The 21759-nt window shown below is 45.1% G+C and carries 17 protein-coding genes; 9 read left to right on the top strand and 8 right to left on the bottom strand.

All coding sequences use genetic code 11. The annotated features are described in order from the left end of the window. Positions 1-14: 14 nt before the first annotated feature. Positions 15-4001 carry an ATP-dependent RNA helicase HrpA gene (gene hrpA, locus R7P72_RS06890; RefSeq protein ID WP_318110394.1) on the bottom strand — a complete coding sequence of 1329 codons (3987 nt, stop codon included), beginning with the start codon at positions 3999-4001 and terminating at the stop codon, positions 15-17. Positions 4002-4186: 185 nt separating this feature from the next. On the opposite strand from hrpA, the gene R7P72_RS06885 reads away from it, so the two are divergent. After that, the gene (locus R7P72_RS06885; RefSeq protein WP_017820648.1) at positions 4187-4771 is read left to right on the top strand and encodes an FMN-dependent NADH-azoreductase; all 585 of its coding nucleotides are present in this window, start codon (positions 4187-4189) and stop codon (positions 4769-4771) included. A gap of 94 nt (positions 4772-4865) precedes the next feature. Here the strand turns inward: R7P72_RS06885 and R7P72_RS06880 are convergent, their stop codons facing one another. Both R7P72_RS06880 and R7P72_RS06875 read right to left on the bottom strand, forming a co-directional pair. Further along, a complete protein-coding gene (locus R7P72_RS06880; protein WP_017820647.1) occupies positions 4866-5252 on the bottom strand; it encodes a hypothetical protein in 387 nt (128 codons plus the stop codon). 65 nt (positions 5253-5317) lie between these two features. Continuing rightward, positions 5318-6622, bottom strand: a complete 1305-nt coding sequence (locus R7P72_RS06875) for a MipA/OmpV family protein (RefSeq protein ID WP_213907241.1) — start codon at positions 6620-6622, stop codon at positions 5318-5320. 235 nt (positions 6623-6857) lie between these two features. On the opposite strand from R7P72_RS06875, the gene R7P72_RS06870 reads away from it, so the two are divergent. The 3 genes from R7P72_RS06870 (at position 6858) to R7P72_RS06860 (ending at position 9788) form a co-directional block, all read left to right on the top strand. Beyond that, a complete protein-coding gene (locus R7P72_RS06870; protein WP_005377676.1) occupies positions 6858-7208 on the top strand; it encodes a hypothetical protein in 351 nt (116 codons plus the stop codon). Positions 7209-7217: 9 nt separating this feature from the next. Then, positions 7218-9158, top strand: coding sequence for an alkaline phosphatase D family protein (locus R7P72_RS06865; RefSeq protein WP_171344683.1), 1941 nt, complete (start codon positions 7218-7220; stop codon positions 9156-9158). 189 nt (positions 9159-9347) lie between these two features. Then, on the top strand, positions 9348-9788 hold the full coding sequence (locus R7P72_RS06860; RefSeq protein WP_017820644.1) for a TerB family tellurite resistance protein: 441 nt from the start codon (positions 9348-9350) through the stop codon (positions 9786-9788). Between the two features lie 242 nt (positions 9789-10030). Here the strand turns inward: R7P72_RS06860 and R7P72_RS06855 are convergent, their stop codons facing one another. Together R7P72_RS06855 and R7P72_RS06850 are read right to left on the bottom strand one after the other, a co-directional pair. Then, complete coding sequence (locus R7P72_RS06855; RefSeq protein WP_005377684.1) at positions 10031-10561, bottom strand: 3'-5' exonuclease; 531 nt, start codon at positions 10559-10561, stop codon at positions 10031-10033. Between the two features lie 83 nt (positions 10562-10644). After that, positions 10645-12186 (bottom strand): sensor domain-containing diguanylate cyclase, encoded by a 1542-nt coding sequence (locus R7P72_RS06850; RefSeq protein WP_213907240.1) that lies wholly within the window; start codon positions 12184-12186, stop codon positions 10645-10647. 291 nt (positions 12187-12477) lie between these two features. Between R7P72_RS06850 and R7P72_RS06845 the strand changes: the two genes are divergently transcribed. The 3 genes from R7P72_RS06845 to R7P72_RS06835 all read left to right on the top strand — a co-directional run bounded on the left by R7P72_RS06845 (position 12478) and on the right by R7P72_RS06835 (position 17943). Further along, complete coding sequence (locus tag R7P72_RS06845; RefSeq protein ID WP_017634945.1) at positions 12478-13110, top strand: DUF2760 domain-containing protein; 633 nt, start codon at positions 12478-12480, stop codon at positions 13108-13110. After that, positions 13110-15071 carry an Hsp70 family protein gene (locus R7P72_RS06840; protein WP_005377689.1) on the top strand — a complete coding sequence of 654 codons (1962 nt, stop codon included), beginning with the start codon at positions 13110-13112 and terminating at the stop codon, positions 15069-15071. The genes R7P72_RS06845 and R7P72_RS06840 overlap by 1 nt, the downstream gene beginning before the upstream one ends. 61 nt (positions 15072-15132) lie before the next feature. Beyond that, positions 15133-17943, top strand: a complete 2811-nt coding sequence (locus R7P72_RS06835; protein ID WP_005377690.1) for an Hsp70 family protein — start codon at positions 15133-15135, stop codon at positions 17941-17943. 85 nt (positions 17944-18028) lie between these two features. Here the strand turns inward: R7P72_RS06835 and R7P72_RS06830 are convergent, their stop codons facing one another. Further along, complete coding sequence (locus tag R7P72_RS06830) at positions 18029-18223, bottom strand: hypothetical protein (RefSeq protein WP_005377692.1); 195 nt, start codon at positions 18221-18223, stop codon at positions 18029-18031. Between the two features lie 86 nt (positions 18224-18309). Between R7P72_RS06830 and R7P72_RS06825 the strand changes: the two genes are divergently transcribed. Further along, positions 18310-18996, top strand: coding sequence for a DNA-3-methyladenine glycosylase I (locus R7P72_RS06825; protein ID WP_005377694.1), 687 nt, complete (start codon positions 18310-18312; stop codon positions 18994-18996). An 83-nt stretch (positions 18997-19079) separates the two neighbouring features. On the opposite strand, the gene R7P72_RS06820 is transcribed toward R7P72_RS06825, so the two are convergent. Together R7P72_RS06820 and R7P72_RS06815 are read right to left on the bottom strand one after the other, a co-directional pair. Next, the gene (locus R7P72_RS06820; RefSeq protein WP_005377696.1) at positions 19080-20057 is read right to left on the bottom strand and encodes a Gfo/Idh/MocA family protein; all 978 of its coding nucleotides are present in this window, start codon (positions 20055-20057) and stop codon (positions 19080-19082) included. 11 nt (positions 20058-20068) lie between these two features. Next, on the bottom strand, positions 20069-20356 hold the full coding sequence (locus R7P72_RS06815) for a putative quinol monooxygenase (protein WP_005377698.1): 288 nt from the start codon (positions 20354-20356) through the stop codon (positions 20069-20071). 103 nt (positions 20357-20459) lie between these two features. Between R7P72_RS06815 and R7P72_RS06810 the strand changes: the two genes are divergently transcribed. Next, complete coding sequence (locus R7P72_RS06810) at positions 20460-21338, top strand: LysR family transcriptional regulator (protein WP_005377700.1); 879 nt, start codon at positions 20460-20462, stop codon at positions 21336-21338. Positions 21339-21759: the final 421 nt, after the last annotated feature.

Raw genomic sequence — 21759 nt, 5'->3', positions numbered from 1 at the left:
ATTTTACTGGTTGATTAGCAAGCATCAATCGCGTTTTTGACTCGTTTATCAGAAACAGGATAAGGAGTGCCTAATTGTTGAGCAAAGTAACTCACGCGAAGTTCTTCAATCATCCAACGCACTTCTTTTACATTTTCAGGAATGGCCACACCTTTCGGGATCTTGTTCAGCAACTCTTTATAGTCTTGAGTCACAGATTCAATCTTCAGCATATGTAAACGATCTTTGTTTGGATCGATTGGCAACTTCTCCATACGGCGCTCTATCGCGCGCATGTAGCGAAGAATATCCAGCAAGCGCTTCCAGCCACATTCCGTTGCAAAGCCTTTGAAGATCAAGCCTTCAATTTGTGCTTTGATATCGGACAGAGCAAACGCCATTGTGAAGTCGATCTTGCCTTTTAGCTTCTTATTGATGCTAAACGCCGTGGTCAGAATAGTCTCAACCTGTTGAGCGATCTCTACAACGGTGTCACCCAATTCAGCACGAACGTGTTCTTTCAACGCTTCGAACTTCTCTGGCTCCCAAACTAAACCACCCTGCTCTTCAATAAGCTTATCGACACCGCAGGCAATGCAGTCATCTATCAGATCAAGCACCTTGCCGTAAGGGTTAAAATACAACCCCAACTTCGATTTGTTCGGTAAGTTAGCGTGCAAATATTTAATTGGAGACGGTACATTCAACAAAATCAAACGACGCTGGCCAGCGCGCATTGCGGTGATCTGCTCAAATTCGGTTTCGTAGAGTTTGATTTCAACGCTGTCTTTGCTATCAACAAGCGCCGGATACGCTTTTACATCGTAGCCGCCACGTTTTTGTTGATACACTTTCGGCAATTCGCCAAAACTCCACGTATGCAGACCTTGCTGTTCGATATCGTCATCCGCAACTTTGGAAAGCGTTTCTTGAACTTTGTCTTTCAAACTTTCTTTCAGTTCATGAAGGTCTTTATGTTCCTTCAGTTTACGATTTCGATGATCAACCGCGCGGAACGTGACTTTCAAGTGCTCAGGTACTTGTTCCAAGTTCCAGTCTTCACGCAGTACCTCTACGCCCGTCATGCGTCGCAACTCTTTCTCTAATGAATCTAGCAGCGGAGCTTCCATTGGCGTGACACGTGCTAAGAATGCATCGGCATAGTTTGGCGCAGGCACAAAGTTCTTACGAATTGTCTTTGGCAACGATTTAATCAAGCTAACCACAAGCTCATGGCGTAAACCTGGGATCTGCCAATCAAAACCCGCTGGTTCAACTTGGTTTAAAATCGGCAACGGCAAATGCACTGTGACACCGTCACTATCATCGCCTGGTTCAAATTGGTAACTCAATTTGAGCTTCAAACCATTTTGATGCCAGAAGTTCGGGTAATCCAAATCGGTCACATGGCTAGCATCACCCTTGAACAGCATCTCTTTTTCAAAGTTCAGCAGTTCCGGATTTTCTTTAGATGCCTTTTTCCACCACGTATCGAAGTGTTTGCCAGAAACGACTTCAGTACCAACACGTTGGTCATAGAAATCAAACAGCTCATCATCATCCACCAAGATGTCACGACGACGAGATTTATGCTCAAGCTCTTCCACTTCTTGCAGAAGCTTACGGTTTTGCTTAAAGAACGCGTGTTTGGTTTCCCATTCCCCCTCAACCAATGCACTACGAATGAAGATTTCGCGACTTACGGTCGAATCGATACTGCCGTAGTTGACCAAGCGTTTCGGTACGATTGGTACGCCGTAAAGCATCACTTTTTCGTGCGCCATCACCGCAGCGCGTTTCTTCGACCAATGTGGTTCGCTGTAACTACGTTTAATAAGGTGTTTAGCTAACGGTTCAATCCATTCTGGCTGAATCTTTGCGATGATACGACCCCAAAGTTTTGAGGTTTCCACCAACTCAGCAGACATGATCCACTTAGGCTGTTTCTTGAATAGACCTGATGCAGGGAAGATATGGAAACGAGCATTACGCGCGCCTTGATATTCATTCTTTTCTTGGTCTTTCATGCCGATGTGCGACAGCAAACCAACCAAAATGGCACTGTGTACGCCATGGTAAGAAGCGGGCTCATCGTTAAGCTTGAACTCCATCTCACGCATCGACTGATGAATTTGGAAGTACACGTCTTGCCACTCGCGAACGCGCAAGTAGTTCAAATAGTCTTGCTTACACTGTTTGCGGAACTGATTGCTAGACAAGGCTTTTTGCTGCTTTTGGATGTATTCCCACAAATTCACAAATGTCAGGAAGTCCGACTCTTCATGGAAGAAGCGACGATGTTTATCGTCTGACGATTGTTGTTTGTCGGAAGGACGCTCGCGTGGATCTTGAATCGACAAGGCCGCTGCAATGATCATCACTTCTTTAAGCGCACCATATTTTGGTGCTTCCAATACCATACGCGCCAAGCGCGGATCGATTGGCAAACGCGCTAATTGGCGACCAATGGAAGTCAGGCGTTTTTTCGGGTCTTTTACCTCAGAGTTAATCGCACCAAGCTCTTCCAGCAAACGTACGCCGTCTTGGATGTTACGTTTATCCGGTGCTTCCACAAATGGAAACGCTTGAATATCACCCAAACCAAGTGCCGTCATTTGCAAGATAACCGACGCTAGGTTGGTACGCAGGATTTCAGGATCAGTAAACTCTGGGCGCGACTCAAAATCTTCCTCTGAGTACAGACGAATACAGATACCCTCTTCCACACGACCACAACGACCTTTACGCTGGTTCGCACTCGCCTGAGAAACTGGCTCGATTGGAAGACGCTGAACCTTAGTACGGTAACTGTATCGACTGATACGCGCCGTACCCGGGTCGATAACGTATTTAATGCCCGGAACAGTTAGCGAGGTTTCTGCCACGTTGGTTGCCAGTACAATTCGGCGACCAGTGTGAGGTTGGAAAATCTTATTCTGCTCACCTGCCGACAAACGCGCGTAAAGCGGCACAATTTCCGTGCTCTTCAGATTACGTTTGGACAATGCATCTGCGGTATCACGGATTTCACGTTCACCGTTCATGAAAATCAGGATGTCACCTAAACCTTCATCGCACAGTTCATCTACCGCTTCGAAGATGCCTTCAAGCTGGTCACGATCATTGTCGTCATCACCGCTTAGTGGGCGGTAACGTGTTTCTACTGGGTAAGTACGACCCGATACTTCAATGATTGGTGCATTGTTGAAGTGTTTTGAGAAGCGTTCTGGGTCGATGGTTGCCGACGTGATGATCACTTTCAAATCAGGACGACGTGGCAGCAACTCTTTCAAGTAACCCAAGATGAAATCGATGTTGAGGCTGCGCTCGTGCGCTTCATCGATAATGATGGTGTCGTATTGATTCAAGAAACGGTCATGCTGAATTTCAGCTAGCAAGATACCGTCCGTCATCAATTTGATTTGGGTATTTTCAGAGATCTGATCGTTGAATCGAACCTTGTAACCAACAAACTCACCAAGCTTGGTTTCCATCTCTTCGGCAATACGGTTAGCAACCGAACGCGCTGCAAGACGACGAGGCTGAGTATGACCAATCAGACCAAATTTACCGCGACCAAGCTCAGCACAGATTTTGGGTAGCTGAGTGGTTTTACCTGAACCGGTTTCACCCGCGACGATAACCACTTGGTTTTCTTCGATCGCTTTCGCAATATCGTCGCGTTTTTGGCTGACTGGAAGAATTTCAGGGTATTCAATCGTTGGTTTGTAGCTACTACGTTGCTCCACAACCATCATGGATTGGGCGATGTCTAATGCGATTTCGTCGAACACAGCATTACGCGCTGCGTCCTTCTTAATTTTGCTTGCACCAGAAATACGTTTACTCAAGCGGAAACGGTCGCGCATCATGCACTGATTCAGCGCTTTACGCAGAGATGCAGCACTATTCACTTGAGCCTGAGGTGTTTGAGCTTGTTTCGCTGTCGCTTTTTGCGCACCATTTGACGGTGTCGCTTGCTCTTCAGCTAGATTCTTTTTTGGGGGCTGTGACGAAGTCAAAGCGTTTCCTATTCTTTTCATTACAAAAACTGCGCGGATTGTATCACACAAGATCTGTAACAAGATAACCGAAAGCTCATTCAATTTTTTCGAACATGTTCAGCGAATCGCTAGGCTTTTGAACTCACTTACGTTGCTTATAATAGCTCCCATAGTCGAAAGCACTTATTTAAGGAATAACCATTATGTCTCGTGTACTAGCTCTAAAATCAAGCATCCTTGGCGATTACTCTCAATCAAACAAATTGGTTGAAAACTTCATCAAAAATGTAGACCAAGACAAGCTTACTGTTCGTGATTTGGCTGCAAACCCTCTACCTGTTTTGGACTTCGCCGTTGCGACTGCACTGCGCGCTACGGAAGATCTTTCACAAGAACAGCAAGCGGTGGTCGACTTGTCTGACACCCTTATTGAAGAAGTAAAGGCCGCAGACACTTTGGTTATTGCCGCTCCAATGTACAACTTCACCATCCCGACTCAGCTTAAAAACTGGATTGATTTGATTGCTCGTGCAGGCGTGACATTCAAATACACAGAAAACGGCGTTCAAGGTTTGATTGAAGGTAAAAAGGCGATTGTAGTAACGACTCGTGGTGGTATTCATAAAGATTCACCAACTGACAACGTTACGCCATACCTACGCACTGTACTGGGTTTTGTAGGAATCACTGATGTAGAATTTGTTTACGCAGAAGCGCTAAACATGGGTGAAGATGCGGCTGCAAAAGGCATTTCAGAAGCGCAAAGCCAACTTGCAACAATGGCGTAAGTTAGAATAAACCAGAATACAAAAGGGATTGGTTCGCGCCAATCCCTTTTTGGATCCTGATGCCTTGAACGTATTTATAGGGTCTCTTACATCGTCAAAGACGATTCACTTTCTCCAAGTTGCGTATTGCATCGAGGTAGACTTTTTCTAAAGACCGCTCAGCTTCGCTTATCATATTCTCGATCATCGCATTAAACGCGACATCGCTACGGATTTCTATATTGTCTCCCGCCTTAACGTCAAGAGAGTTGACGTACAACACCAACCATTCATCTCCCTCCAAATGCCCTTCTCCGTGAATGGCAAAAAAGCGTTTAGCAAATTCATAGTTAGTACAATTTATCGCTTCAATTTGAATATTGAATGAGGAGTCGATACTCATGGTGCTCATGCCATCCGATTCATCAGATGCATCACAAACAGCCTTAACTCTGGCACGATATACGAAATTTCTCGTTGAAAGCAGCATAGTATTATTCATCTTTACTCATAATGGGCGATAAATAAGTCAGTTGCAAATCCGACCTATATGCATCTCGCGATGCGCTAAAACTCGAACTGGAAATAAATAGTATTGTAGTTGCTCCCACCTTTAATTCGCCCAAACTGGGAAGCGCTTTCAAAAATCGCCGAGCGGTGATGCAATGAATAGCCCACCCACATATTGTTCCAGCTCTTTTGGTTGAAGAGATCGCCTACATTGACATCAAACGAGAAATCTAGGTAGTTGAGCAACTTGCTTGGTGTATAACCCTTGTCTTCCATTTCTGTGCCTTCAATATAGGTAATGCTATCAATGTATGACACACCTTCCGCTACACCAAATCGCCAAGTCGTAGGCCAATTAACCGTATAATAAGCCTTAATCGCCATGACGTATTCTGTGCTCGCAGACTGAACACTGGACGACCAGTGATGAACCAACCCTGGAGTTAAATAAATATCAAGAGGAAAACCAAACAGCTCATCCGTTAATGGATGCCCATAAAACAATGAAGTAAGTTGATTGTCGTATGGGTCTTTTTCTCTCTCAAAGCTAAATATTTCACCGATGTTCGAAGGCGTCGCCCAACCATGCGCAATACGTAGGTATGCTTTATTGCTCAGTGTTGGTTTCGGAGCTTTGCTTTTATCGTTGAAAAAGCCAAAACCGACAAACACTTCTCCCTGATATCGATCTTCTACAAGCTGACTGTTGTAGGCGTTATCATCTAAGCGAGTAACACTCGTCTCACCCAATAAATACAAATTTGAAGTTACATGGTAACGAGCTTTAATACCAAGATTGGTGTCAAGTCCAGCTCCAATTCTCTCGCCAGTAATATCCTTAAAGGAATAATATTCACTATTGAAATCAGCGTCTTTGTATCGAATCGTAATCGATGGCTCTAATTCCCAATCACCAAATACATAATTGGCAGCAAGGCGGTAATTAGAGTGAAACTGGAGTTCGTCGTCCGTCATCAACTCTACTTCTGCGCGCCAAGTGTCGTTAATGCTATAACGCACTTGCCCACCGAAATCGACTCTGTCCCCTTCATTAGCATTTTGTAGCGACATGGGAATATCGACAAATCTCAATCGCATGAGTGCGCTCGCGCGCCAGTCGGAATAACTCTCGTTATACAAAAAAGCGCCACCTTCAATGCCATTGATATACACATGTTCGTTTTCAAAGAACATCATTGGTACAAATGTACTCACCGTAGAGTCATTATCGGCGGTGTAAAACGGAATCGATGCTGTGCGATACATCGCAGCAATCCCCCACGTTTGTTCGTCTGCACCATGCGCAGAAGAAACTGCCGCAGCTAAAGGTAAAGCGAGTGTTGTTAGAATTAATCTCTTCATGAGTTCGAAAAATGTTGGTTGAGAAGCAGGCAAACATCAATGATTTGCCATTAAAAGCTTATGTTCTGCTGATGATAGCCGTTACAATGGCAAATGTTGTCATCCTCGTGACAGTTTGAGTCCCAAGATCATATTAATATTGCACGACTAGGTGAGCTTGTTTGCGAATATTTTACCATTACAACAAGCGCTTAAACTCTAGCTTAGTTCTAAATCAAACATAATGAAGTAAAAAGTGAAAGCATCAGAACTCATCTCTACCTTGAATCATTTACCCGCAGATACAGACCCAGACATTGTGATGGGAGAAGCATGGCTGCCAGAGAGGTTGATAGGGACTCAACTCGATGGTGACATGTTGTTTTTGCACTTTGATAATGCACCAGAAGATGGTCAAGGTGACGAAGAAGGGCGTGGCTTCGTCGAACACGAAATCGACCTAATTAGAACTCGGCTTCAGCAAATTTTGGATGAAGACAGTGATAACGCGTCAAAAGCCGATGCGATGCTTGGTTTGTTCCTTATGGGACATGAACTTAGTAGCTCGCAAGTTATCGAAATATTAGAAGAAGAAGCTGACACATAAGGAGCCGTTTTGCCAGCATTGATGAACACGACTGAAATTTCTTCACTTCCTCTTGTCGTTGCAGGTCCGATCCTACGTAAAGTGACCGCAACTGAAATCAATATTTGGCTAGTCACCACCCAACGCTTGGAGGGTATGGTGCAAATTACGGATGAAAATGCCTCCATCCTTTATCAAGCCCCTTTAAGTGAACAAAAAGAACAGCTTCAAATCGGCCTCAATGCGTGGTGTTGCTTACTTAAATTAGAAGGCGAGTTTCCAACCCATCAAGCGTTACGCTATCAAATAAAAACGCAATATGGATTAGTGACGGAACTGCTCCCTCACCTAACTTATGAGCGAGATAATACGCCAAACTTGGGTGTTGAGTTCCTCGTTAGTGAAAAAGCGGATTATCTCCTACATGGCTCTTGCCGTAATCCCCATCACTTCAGTGATGATACATTGGTCGCTGCGGATCATAAAATCGCGTCTCAATCCATTGAAGAAAGACCGGATATGCTCATCATGAGTGGTGATCAAATCTATGCAGACCATGTTGCAGGCCCCACTCTCGATGCCATTGAGCAAGTCATAGCTTTATTGGGTTTGCCAGGCGAAGAATTCGATCAAGCTCCGATAAAAAATACCAATGAGCTCTACCAACACCCTGCTTGCTATTATGGTCGAGATAAATTGTTGCCTCATTATGTGAGTGATGACAGTTTACTAAGTAAGTTTTTTCCACACCGAGGGACACCAATATTCAGCGCCAAAGAGTGTGAGAATCACCTAATAAGCTTTGCTGAGTGCTTTGCAATGTACTTATTGGTTTGGTCTCCGACCTTGTGGAAGCTTGTTCGAACGGATCGTTTGTTAGAAAACGAATTTACTGTCGGCGGAGAAGTTCTTGAACCCAAATGGCAGCAGCAATGGCGCGAAGAAAAAAAACAAATTGATAAATTCGTCGCAGGTCTGGACAAGGTTCAACGCTTACTCGCTCACATTCCAACCTATATGATTTTTGATGATCACGATGTCACCGACGATTGGAATCTCACCATAGGCTGGGAACAAGCCGCATACAGCAACACGTTTGCAAAACGCATTATCGGTAATAGCTTGATTGCTTACTGGCTTTGCCAAGGTTGGGGAAATGCGCCAGAAAAATTCAATGATGAATTTATGAGCCTCGCTCAACGCTTTATCGATGAGCGAACCTCGCAAACCCAAGATGCATTTATTCAATATTTGTATCGCTTTGAGAATTGGCACTACACCATTCCTACGACACCAAAAGTTGTCGTGCTAGATACACGAACCAGACGCTGGCGTTCTGAGTCTAAAATGAACAAACCTTCTGGCTTAATGGACTGGGAAGCGATGATTGAGTTCCATCAGGAGCTCGTGCATCAAGACAAGGTTGTTATTGTTTCTGCCGCGCCAATGTTTGGTGTGAAATTTATCGAAGCACTACAACGTGTGGTGACCATGCTTGGTAAACCATTGATGGTTGATGCTGAAAACTGGATGGCTCACCCCGGAAGTGCGAATACTCTTATTAGTATTTTCACACACACAAAGACACCAACTAACTTTGTTATTCTCTCTGGCGACGTACACTACTCTTTTGCATACGATATTAAGCTCCGCTATCGAAAAAACAGTCCGAATATCTATCAAATCACCTGTAGTGGAATTAAAAATCAGTTCCCTACACAACTGCTCAATATTTGTGATGGCCTAGATAGACTGCTATACAGCCCTCGCTCACCTTTAAACTGGTTCACAAAACGTAAACGACTCAAGATTTACAAACGCGCACCAAGTACGCACAACTTTTATCGCTTGGTTAACCATAGTGCCATTGGTGAGCTACGCCTTGATGATGAAGGCAAACCAAGTCAAATTAGTATTCTGACGAGTGATGGTGACGAAGTTCATTTTCCACCGACACGTGCTGAAAGCTGAGTATCAATCCCAAAATGACTTGCCCTTTGTAAGAGGCAAGTCACCTTGAACTAACTCAGGAGTTTAGGTTTTTTGGGGAGAAAGTGGCCGTTCTTAAATGTCAACGGCGTGCTAAATTTGGTATCGCACCTTGAGATCTTCCGTATTTATTACCATGTTAACCAAATAAACAATAGCTCGGTGTTCATTATGTTTAATTCTCTCACATCATTATTTAAACAACTCATTGATGGCTCTGATTTAAGCCAAACCAACACACTTTCCCCTAACATGGCTATCGCGTGTTTGCTTTGTGAAGTTTCTGGCGCAGACCATAGTGTCGATGATAGAGAACAAGAAACAAAGCGCTCTTTATTGATGAAACTGCTTTCGTTAAATGAAGAAGAATCAAATACTTTGTTAGAGCAAGCGCAACAGAAAATAAAAGATTCCGCTTCGCTGTACGACTTTACCTCTCAACTAAGAGAACTGACTCAAGAAACTCGTTACAACTTAATCAAAAGCATGTGGGAAGTCGCTTACGCAGACGGCGAAATTGACCCGCTAGAAGACGCGGTGATCCGTAAAACAGCAGAGCTACTCTATGTTGATCACAGCGAGTTCATTCGAGCGAAGTTACAGTCTCAGTAAAGTAACGAGATGAGTATATAAGTCGCTGGCTAACTCTAAGCTACCCCTAGAATGACAACAGATATCGCTTCTGTAGCCATAAAAAAACGCGCTCTCTGCGCGTTTTTCAATAAGCCAACGACATTGTTATTTAAAGTACTGGTCAAGGTATGTGTTTAGCTCTTTCCACACTAAACAGACTGCATGACAAAACAACAATGGTTGGATGATAATTTAATTACAAGCTAGCTAGGTTCGAATAACTAAAACATGGTCAAAGCAAGCTTAGCTAAGTTGTATGCATCTACATAGCCAGAGTGTTGACGCCCTTCCCAGTCTATTCCTTTTGCTTCTTGAGCGGCTCGATGGCCTATACGTTTATCTTTAAGACGATTTTGAATACGGTAGAGTGTCGCTAAGTTGATGAACTCTGTGAACGGTGCTTCAATACCTTTTTGCTTACACTCTTCTAGAAGAATGAGGTCATCTCGCCCCCAAGATGCAAAGATTTTGTTGCGACCACCGAAGTTCTTAACCATGGATTTAAGCACTTCTTCTAGTGGGCGTCCTTGTTTTTCAATCTTACGTGGTGTGATGCCCGTTAACTCAGCGCAGAACAGAGACACTTCATCGTGTTCTGGTTTCACGTAGTATTGAGCACGCTTGACTATCTCACCTTTAGACAAATCTATTTCAGCTAACCCCACTTCGATAATTTCACCCGTGCTGCCGACGCCATTTTCGTTCCAGCAACACATTTCTAAATCGAAGCATACAATACGGTTATGGTTCATAGTTTGCCTTGGTTCCTAACATAAAAATTTAAAGCGTGCGATTCTATCGTAACACGGCGTAAAACTCGAATTTGTGCGCCCATTTAATCGCCGATCGACACATTATTACGGCCGTTTTTTTTACTCAAATAGAGTTGACTATCCATTTTGTGATACAAGCTCTCAGGATCTTCTTCTTTATGGATAACCGCACCGATACTCAACGTACAGATGATTGACGCATCACCATAATCAAAAGCCGTACTTGCCACAACACTCCGTAATTTTTCTAGGTAAGCTTCTAGCACTGCTCTATCAATGACTTTAGAAATAATACAAAACTCGTCACCACCAGCTCGGTAAAACTTATCTCCCGGTTTTAAATTAGCACTGACCAGCTTAGTGACATGTTGTAACGCTTCATCTCCACCTAAATGGCCGTGTTTGTCATTAATCACTTTGAAGTGGTCGATATCAAAACCAACCAAGGCGAAGTTAACACCTTTGTTTACCTGATTAAGCAAATGATCGTTGAATGCTCGGCGATTCAGTAGTTGAGTTAGAGGGTCTCGCTCTGCCATTCTTTTTAATTCAACGGTTTTGAGCTCCAACATGACCGCTAAGCGCTCTTTTTCTCGAGACTGTAAATTCACAATCCAACTGATCAAAAAGGCGATTACCAATCCGGCTAGCGTCGTGCCCGCTAAAATAGAACGCTCCCAAGCTGAGACTGCGTCAGAAAGCTTAAAGTCAATACGCCATTCACGGTTAGGCAGTTGAATGGTTCGGCTTATAACGGTTCCTCGAATGTTATCCCAGCTAGCACTTTGAAAGAGAACAGGGTCATCTGCTGCGTCGAATCCCAAGTCTTCTACGCGCACCGACATATCGAGCTCCGTCGCGGTTTTCGTAATCAAATCCTCAAAGTAAACCGTACTTCGGATAACGCCGGTCACTACTCCTAATAAATATTTGTTCTCGAAGTCGAACACTGGATGGAACACCAGCAACCCAGTCTTAGGTATGGACTTGTCATAACCATCTTGCAGTAAGCGAACTTTATCCGAGACATTCGCTCGCCCATTTTCGGAAATATCATCCAAGATTAAATCGAAGCGTTTGCGCGAAAAATAGAAACCCAATAGAGAAAGGTTTTCCGGTGTTCTTGGGTAGATATCCGACGCGATGAAAATTGGCTCATTGTGTTCAAAAATGTACCCGTAGGTTTTGGGACCATCTTTAGGAACGGTAAACGGTTGGAAGTTTGGAAATTTTTGACGGGTCTTTAAAATATGTTCATCAAGATCTTCAAATTCGACCTTTTGCATCCATTGAAGTCCAATGAGACTTCGCGAGCTATTAATCACTTGTTCCGCATACATGGGAAACGATGGCCAATAGCTTCGCTCAATCGAATGGAAAAAGTTTGCGCCCGCACCAATGAACTTTAGATCATTCTCGACGTTTGCTTTAAGTGATTCTGCTTGTCGGTCGGCTAAAGTATCAAACGTCGTCTGTGTATACCGTTGCTGCATTGTATAAGCAGCACCGACTACACCAGCAGTGACACATAAAGTCGCCAAAAAAGCTAAAATAGAGTCTGAATGTCGTTTTATAAAGCTCTTATGAGCGGTGCTTTGTGTCATATCGTAATTTTTGATACTTCCGTAAGTTAAACTTCGGGATCTATTGAAATACTGCGTTAGCAATGCACAAACATCAAGCAACAACCTATATTGGGGAGTCTGATCGTCGATTTTTCACTCTGTTCGTACGGTATAGTCACGAATTATTACAGCCTTAAGCCTCGAATATGCTATCATCCGTCATCATTTTAATGTCTAAACTTGGTGCAAGATCGCAAAGACGATCGTTTTAGTGAACAAATATGAGCCAATACTGAGCACCAATAAATCAATAGAAAGAGAAAAAACGTCATGAACATTGATTTGAACCTAATTCCTCAAACGTTCGATATGCTTCACGCAGGCCTAACCGCATCGAGCGTTTTGCTTCTTCTAGTTGCAGTGTCGCGCAAATCAAAAGTGGTCGAGAAAGTGGTAGAAAAACCAGTCGAGAAAATCGTCGAGGTTGAGAAACCAGTTGAGAAGATCGTTGAAGTAGAAAAAGTAGTGGAAGTAGAGAAAGTCGTAGAGCGTGTTGTAGAAGTTGAATCAAAACTTGCAACCGCATCAACGGACTCTGCAATGCAGCTGCTTTCTATCATGCAACAAGAAGCTCGTCTGATTGACTTCCTAAAAGAAGACCTAACGTCATTCTCTGATGAAGAAGTAGGCGCAGCTGCTCGCGTAATCCACACTGGCGGTCAGAAAGTACTGAACGACTACGTGACGCTAGCGCACGTTCGTAACGAAGACGAAGAAACTCGCATTACGGTTGAAGAAGGCTTCAACCCACAAGAAATCCGCCTAACTGGCAACGTAACAGGCAGCGCGCCATTCAACGGCACGCTAGTTCACAAAGGCTGGAAAGCAACATCAATGACGTTGCCTAAACTTGCTGAGAACTACGATGCATCTGTGATCGCTCCAGCTGAGGTTGAGCTGTAATGGAACACATGAACCAAGAAAACCATTCTCAAGAAGCGTCTGTTGAAACTCAACAGACGCCTAAATTCAGTGTTGGTATCGACTTAGGTACAACACACTGTGTTATGTCTTTTGTTGATACACACAACGAAGACGCTCGCGTTGAAGTGATGCCAATCCCGCAGTTGACTGCGCCGGGTACGGTAGAGACTCGTAGCCAGTTAGGCTCTTTCCTTTACCAACCACACGAGCACGAAATGAACCCGCAATCACGCGTTCTTCCGTGGTCGAGCGAGCCAAAAGCGCTGGTTGGTGCAATTGCACGTAACCTAGGTTCAAAAACACCAATTCGCCTTGTGGCAAGTGCGAAATCTTGGCTTTGCCACGCAGGTGTGAACCGTCGTGATGCCTTCCTACCAGCAGGTAGCCCAGAAGAAGTGGAAAAAGTATCCCCTCTTCGTGCGACAGAGCTTTACCTAGAGCACCTAAAAGACGCTTGGAATCACACCAATCCAAATCACAACCTTGCCGATCAAGACGTGACTATTACGGTTCCTGCTTCCTTTGATCCTGCTGCTCGCGATCTAACTGCAGAAGCAGCACGCAACGTTGGTTTTGTGCACCTAACGCTTCTAGAAGAGCCACAAGCTGCGCTTTACAACTGGATCGATAACAGTAACGACAAATGGCGCGACGAAGTTGAAGTTGGCGACATCGTGCTTGTAGTCGATATCGGTGGTGGCACAACCGACCTTTCTTTGGTTGAAGTAACTGAAGACGACGGCAACCTAACTCTGAACCGTATTGCGGTAGGTGAACACATCCTACTTGGCGGTGACAACATGGACCTTGCACTTGCGTACCGCTTGAAGATGAAGCTAGCGCAAGAAGGCAAAGAGCTACAGCCATGGCAAGTTCAGACAATGACGCACGCATGTCGTGACGCTAAAGAAGCGCTATTGAACGACAGCGAGCTTCAGTCAGTGCCAATCGTGGTACCAAGCCGTGGTTCTAAACTGCTTGGCGCAACGCTAAAAACAGAACTGACTCAAGAAGAAGTACAACAAACACTGGTTGACGGCTTCTTCCCTCAAGTTGCGATTACGGACCACCCTGTTCAACGTAGCCGTGGTGCACTAACGCAAATGGGTCTGCCTTACGCACAAGATGCGGGCATTACTCGTCACATTGCAGCGTTCTTGTCTAAGCAAGCTAATGCCCTTTCCGCTTCAGGATATGGCGGCGAAGCAGCTCAAGATTTCAACCCATTCGCTAACATGCCTGGTATGCCAGGTGCGGATGCAGCCCAATCAGCTGACTTCATCAAGCCAACCGCAATCCTATTCAACGGTGGTGTTCTGAAATCGAAACTTCTAGCAACTCGTCTAGAAGACACGATCAACGAATGGCTACTAGAAGCAGATGCAGAAATGGCAAAACGCCTAACAGGTGTGGATCTAGACCTTGCGGTTGCTAGCGGTGCGGCTTACTACGGCTCTGTGCGTCGTGGTCAAGGTGTGCGTATCCGCGGTGGTATTGCTTCGGCGTACTACGTGGGTATCGAAAGTGCAATGCCAGCGATTCCGGGCATGGCGCCTCCAATGGAAGCACTTTGTGTCGCACCATTTGGCATGGAAGAAGGCTCAAGCGTTGACGTACCAAGCCAAGAGTTTGGTTTGATCATCGGTCAGCCAGTTAACTTCCAATTCTTCGGCTCAACCGTTCGTCGTGATGACCTAGCAGGTACTCACCTTGACTACTGGGCACCAGAAGAGCTTGAAGAGCTACCAGAAATCCAAGTAACGCTGCCTGTATCTGAAGGTCGTCGTGAAGGTGAAGTGGTTCCAGTAACTCTTGCTTCTCGCGTCACAGAGCTTGGCACGCTTTACTTAGAAGCCATCGCCGCAGATAACGGGCAAAAATGGCATGTTGAGTTCGATGTGCGCGAAGACGCGAAAAGTGACTCAAACGAAGAACAATAATTAGAAGTCAAACGGCATCCAATCGGGTGCCGTTTTTAAATACACGAAGGTTTGGTTTTGTATGGCATCTCCTCGTTTTCTTGTTGGTATTGACCTTGGCACCACAAACACTGTGGTGGCCTACTGTGAAATAACCGACAACCTTGAACAATCCGAAGTATCCCTATTTGACATTGACCAACTGATTGGTCCGGGCGAAGTCGTTCGTAAACCACTTCTGCCCTCTTTCCGCTATCATCCAGCTGTAGGTCAAATCTCCCCTTCTGACCTCACTCTTCCTTGGGACAACGAACCTGTTGCTGGCGACATTAACAATGTCATCGTTGGTGAATGGGCTCGCGAATTAGGCGCGAAAGTAGAAGGTCGTCAGGTATCCAGCGCGAAAAGCTGGCTCTCACACCAAGCGGTTGATCGTAACTCAGATATTCTTCCTTGGGCTGGTGCGCAAGACGTGGATAAAGTCTCGCCAGTTATTGCCAGCGCAAGTTACCTCAATCATATTCGTCAAGCATGGAACTACCGTCATCCAAGTAACAAACTCGAAGACCAAGACGTAGTTGTCACCGTTCCGGCATCATTTGATGAAACCGCACGTAAACTGACACTTGAAGCCGCCGAGCTTGCTGGCTTGAAAAAAATCGTCTTGCTTGAAGAGCCACAGGCGGTGTGTTACGACTGGTACGCACGCCACCAGCAAACCGCGGCTAACGAATTAAAAGATCTGCCACTAATCCTTGTTTGCGATGTGGGTGGTGGTACCACCGACTTGAGCTTGATTGAAGCAAGTTTCTCTTCTCAAGATGAACTAGCCCTTGATCGTATTGGTGTTGGCGAGCACTTGATGCTTGGTGGTGACAACCTCGACTTAGCATTAGCACATCTTGCAGAGAGCCGCTTCAACCAAAGTAAGAAGCTCACTGCAGCAAGCCTAACTAAGCTGATTCAGCAAACTCGCAAGGCGAAAGAGAACCTACTTTCAGCGAGTGCACCTGAAGAAGTAAAAATCACCATGCTAGGCAGCGGCTCGAAACTTCTTGGCGGAACAAAGAGTATTGGGCTGAGCAAACAAGAAGTGCACCAAATCGCTTTGGATGGCTTCTTCCCGCTTTCTGATTTCAGTGAAGTACCAGACAAGCGCCGCAGCGCCGTTGTCGAGTTTGGTCTTCCATACGTTGCTGACCCAGCAGTGAGCAAACACGTTGCTGAGTTCTTAACTCAGCACCAACAAGTTGCTCGTGCCGCTCTCGGCATTGAAGACGACAAACAAAATGCAATTCCAGTCGGTTTGCTTCTTAACGGTGGTGTGTTCAACAGTGAACTTGTGACTGAGCGAGTCACTACCCTCCTTTCCGATTGGCGCGGCGCTCCGGTTACGGTATTAGATAACCCACATCCAGATTGGTCTGTTGCACTAGGTGCTGTTGCGTTTGGTAAAGCACGTCGTGGTGCACAGCTAAAAATTGGTGGTGGTGCAGCGCGTTCTTACTTCTTGCACCTTCAAGAGAAGAACAAGATGGGCAAAGCGCTCTGTTTGCTTGCAAAAGGTACAGAAGAAGGTCATGAGATCCGCTTAAGTGGTCGTCGTTTCTCGCTTACCCTAGGTGAACCCGTTCGCTTTAACCTGCTGACGTCTACCCACGACACCTTAACCAATAACATCGCTATTCAAAACGGTGTGATGGTGGACGTTGATCCTGACTTATTTGCCCCTCTTCCGCCTTATATCACCACCCTTGAAGGTGAAGGTGCCGAACTGCAAGCCAACCAAAAAGAGCGCGTAGAAGTACAACTGGCATGTCAGTTGACTGAAGTCGGCACACTTAAGATGGAATGTGTCAGCGCAGAAGATGACAGCAAACGTTGGGAACTGGAGTTCGAAGTTCGTAACAAGCAAACCGACGACAGCGAGCAAGTTAAGCTTCACCCTAAACTGAACGAATGTAAGGAGCTGATCGCTCGCCTTTACAGCGGTAATAAGAAAAGCGCGGAAAGCAAAGAGATCAAAACCTTAGCCAAAGATCTTGAGAAGAAACTTGGCAAACGGGACGAGTGGGATTTCACTACCCTACGTCAACTGTTTGATACCTTTGCACAAGGTCGTAAGCGTCGCCGTCGTTCTGAACAACACGAGAAAAACTGGCTTCGTTTGGCGGGCTTTGCACTGCGTCCGGGCTTTGGCGATCCAACCGACTCATGGCGCATTGAGCAAGTTTGGGGTCTCTACCAGCAAAACATTCAGTTTAAGAACCATCAAGGTTGGACTGACTGGTGGGTATTCTGGCGTCGTATCGCAGGTGGTTTAAGCCAAGAGCAACAAGAAACCATCTTGGCGGACATCGCGAAATATCTCCACCCTGGTGCGATGAAAAACCCACAATCCGCTAAAGCGGCACAAGATATAGGTTACGAATCAATGGTACGTTTGTCAGCCTCTCTGGAGCATCTAGAAGTCGAAGACAAGGTTCTATTGGCAACGTGGTTCTTGAGCAAAGCCATCAACCATAACCAGTTCGAACAAGCACACTGGTGGGCAATGGGTCGCTTGGCATCACGTACGCCTTTATATGGCAGTCAGCATAACGTCGTTCCTCGTGAACAAGCGGAACAGTGGTTGCCTAAGCTGTTAGAGCAGAACTGGCAGAAAGAGCCAATGATCGCGTTTGCAGCCGTAATGATTTGTCGTAAGACGGGTGACCGCCTATTTGATATCTCAGACGACTACCGTGAACAGGTATTGGCTAAGTTGAAGCAAAGCAAGGTACCTGAATCTTGGGTATCATTGGTTGAAGAAGTCAAAGAGTTATCTGAGAGCGAATCAAAACGTATCTTCGGTGATGCACTGCCAAGCGGTCTGACGCTGGTAAATAACTAGGCTCTCACGCTTATAAACGCAACAAAGCCCTTCTCGTGAAGGGCTTTGTTTTATCTGATTCTAATAGCTGACGAAAAACGACTCGTTAGTTCATTTCCGTATTGATCACCACATCACGCGTTTCATTATCCATGTCACTAATGCCGACAACTGAGATTTCACGGTCAGATAAATTCTCAATCATGCTGTCTTCTAACCCACCGTCCGTCATCCACGCATAGAATTTTTCTGCAATACGATCCGAACCTTCCCCGACAAACGTTAATGTGACCTTCTTCATTTGTGACACTCCATCAATTTACGATTCAGCCACTTAAGCGTAGTATGTTTCACAAATATCGACATAAACTAGGACTAACTTCTTTTATGAGTATCGAAAAATTTGACGCGATTTATCAGCGCGCTGCCGAGCGTAAAGGTGGTGAAGATCAACTTGAAGCGCTTTTGTCTCATCCACTAAGCAAAGAAGAATTGGCAGCGATTCCCGACGACCGTTGGCTAGCCGCTTTTTCGATGAAGGTATTCCAAAGTGGGATTTCGTGGAGCGTGGTTCGCAACAAGTGGCCGAACTTCGAAGAAGTGTTCTTTGGGTTTAAGATTGAGCCGCTATTGATGCTGTCAGATGAGCAATGGGAAACCAAAGCAACCGACAAACGCATCATTCGCCACCTCACTAAAGTCATGTCGATTCCTGCCAACGCTCGTATGATCCACGAAGCAAAAATCGAATATGGCTCGTTTGGCAAAATGGTTGCTGATTGGCCGCAAGAGAAAATCACCGACCTATGGGCGTATTTGAAGAAACGCGGCAATCGCCTAGGCGGAAATACTGGCCCTTACACACTTCGTCAAATGGGCGTTGATACCTTTATCTTGTCTAGCGACGTGGAAGCTTACCTGCGTAATTGCAAGATCATTGAAGGTGGCAAAGATACGAAAAAATCGCTCGATGCAACCAACAAAGCGTTTGTTCAATGGCAGCAAGAAAGTGGTAGAAGCCTGTCTGAGATCAGCCAAATCATTGCGTTCAGCACCGGCGATAATCGCATTTAACAGAGACTGAACCCAAAACAAAACGGCGCACCAAATATTGGATTTAGTGCGCCGTTTTTATGTTCATTGGTTCAAGTACAGACTTACTTTGAAGCCAGTGATTCCCACTCAGTCAGTAGCTGCATAATACGGTGAGAGTCTTCCCATGTTGCACAAGGGTTCTCTAACGATGTACGCCCTGCTTCAACCGCTTGGCGAATATTGCGCACTTGATAGAAGAAAGCGTCTCCAGCTGCCGATACAGACACCTCGCGCTTCGACGTCTCGTAAATTTCCACACTAAACTGGTTTTCTTGCGTTGGTAGCCATGGGTTTGAATCTAACGTAATACAGCCTTTGCTACCCAGAATGGTGAATTGGTGTTTCAATCCGTGATCTTCGGCAGTGTGTACGATCGCCGTTTGTTGCTCACCAAATTGCATCATTAAGCTCGATTCACAGATATTACCGTCATGGCCTCTTCGGCCAATCGCCGTCATAAAGCGGTTTCCAAAGGCTTGTTCACCCAACATGGTTTTCACCACCAAATGCACTAATGATATTGGGTAGCAACCTAAGTTATACAAAGCACCTTTACTGTCTGGATTCACAAACTGCGCAATCGACGCTATATAAGAAGTATGAATCGAGCGAAGTTCACCAATCTCTCCTGATTTAAGCACAGAAACCAACTCGCTGATCAACGGGTGATGCAAGTACATCAAACCTTCAGCAAAGAATACCTTGTGCGTTTCGACTGCTTTTAGTGCCAACTCGGTTTTTTCCATATCTACCGACAGTGACTTTTCACACAGGATCGCTTTCCCCTGCTCTGCCGCTTTGACGATAAAGTCATGATGAAGGTGATTTGGCAGTGCGATGTAAATAATGCCGACTTGCTCATCAGCAATCAACGCATCGTAATCGGTGAACGTATTCTCGATGCCATATTGCTCAGCGAATGTCTTTAAGTTCTGCTCCGAACGCCCAGCAACCGCGTACAGTTCACTCTTGTCATCGCCTTGGATTGCTTCAGCCATGACACCTGAGATAAAGCTTGTGCCTAAAATGCCCCATTTCATGTTCGCCTCTCCTATTGAGCTTGGGTTTCGAATGCTTGGACTAACTCTGCCACTTCAGCAGCAATAAACGCTTGTGTATGCGGCATAGCAAAATGCGCTTCAATCGCGGTGCGGTTTTCATATCGCTCCCAAAGAATCACACGTTGTGGTTCTGTAGAATCGTAGGTCGCATTCGCTTGCAAGCACCCCGCTTCGCTTTGCATATCAAGGCAAAATTGTTCAATGGCTTCAACCACTTGTTGTCTTGGCTTATCGGCATTCATTTTCAGTTCGGCGGTAACAAAAATCGTCTCGCTCATGATGGCTCTCTTTCTCCATTCTTAATCATACGTCCACTGTAATTAACCTCATTTGATTGATAAACTCTGCTTTAGTTATTTCTTTATCAACTCTGGGTGTGTAATGGATAAATTAACAAGCATGAAGGTTTTCGCTTACGTGGTCGAACACGGCAGCTTTCGTAATGCAGCACACCACTTTGATATTTCACCGACCATGGTTGGCAAGCACGTGAGCTTTCTTGAGCAAAGCTTAGGTACACAGCTAATTCATCGCACCACGCGCAAACAGTCCCTGACCGAAGCTGGCAGACTCTACTATCAAGAGTGCCACCGCATTATTGAAGACATCACCAACGCAGAGAACCTGATCCAGACGCTGATCAACCGTCCAACCGGAACTGTAAAAGTTAACTGCCCTGTCACGTATGGCAAAAAGGTCATTGCTCCTATCGTGGCTGACTTCTTAGCTGAATTTCCCGATTTGAACGTTGAGCTAATGTTGGACAACAATTTGATTGACCCATATCGAAGCGAAGCTGACGTGATTATTCGAATCGGTGAGTTGGTCGATTCGTCGTTAGTCGCGAGAAAATTGGGTGAATACCACATGACTTACTGCGCCTCACCCTCTTACCTTGAGCAACATGCCCCTATCCAATCACTTGATGACTTAGCACACCATCATTGTTTGGGGTTTCAGTATCACCAAGGAGAAAGCCAACAAGTGGTGAACATGCCATCTAATACCTTTGGAAACAGCAACACCCGATTAACGTCTAACAATGGCGATGTACTTAAGTTCGCCGCGTTAAAAAGCTCTGGTGTTCTTATGCAACCAAAGATCTTAGTTGAGCAGGAAATCCAATCTGGTGCCTTGGTAGAAATTCTCCAGCAACATGCTCCCAAGCCAAAACCGATCCACCTGCTTTACCGTTCAAAACAGCTTTCCCTTAAAAACCGTACCTTGGTCGATTTTATTCTTTCTCATGTGAATCCATAACGTCACCCCATAAAGCGGCGACAATTTAACCATTTAATTAACTTTTATTGTCGATATGACAAATATTATTGCTTGTTAATTGTCTTTATTTTTCATGTTGTTAGTCAGAGACACCCATTAACTAGGCATAATTTATTGATTCACACCAATTGCATTGCTCTGACAAAGTGACTAGGATTGCCGCCTTTCCTGAGTGAACTATCAAAAAAATATCGAGAAATTTAATCTAATTTCTCTTCCTGTTCGTGTGCAATCACAACATTTACACTCATTTCAAATTGCATAAGCACATTCCTTTGCTTATGAAAACGACATTGATTTCTCAACGCTTTTAGTCACGTATGTGACTTTTTGGCTTGAGAGAGATTTTTATTCAAGGTAGGTCACAAGGACGCTACCCCTTGACTGCATTTACTGGAGG

The sequence above is a fragment of the Vibrio sp. Vb0888 genome (assembly GCF_033338835.1).
Lineage (GTDB): Bacteria > Pseudomonadota > Gammaproteobacteria > Enterobacterales > Vibrionaceae > Vibrio > Vibrio alginolyticus.
The sequence above is the reverse complement of the archived record's forward strand: the minus strand, read 5'-3'. Positions and strand labels throughout refer to the sequence as shown.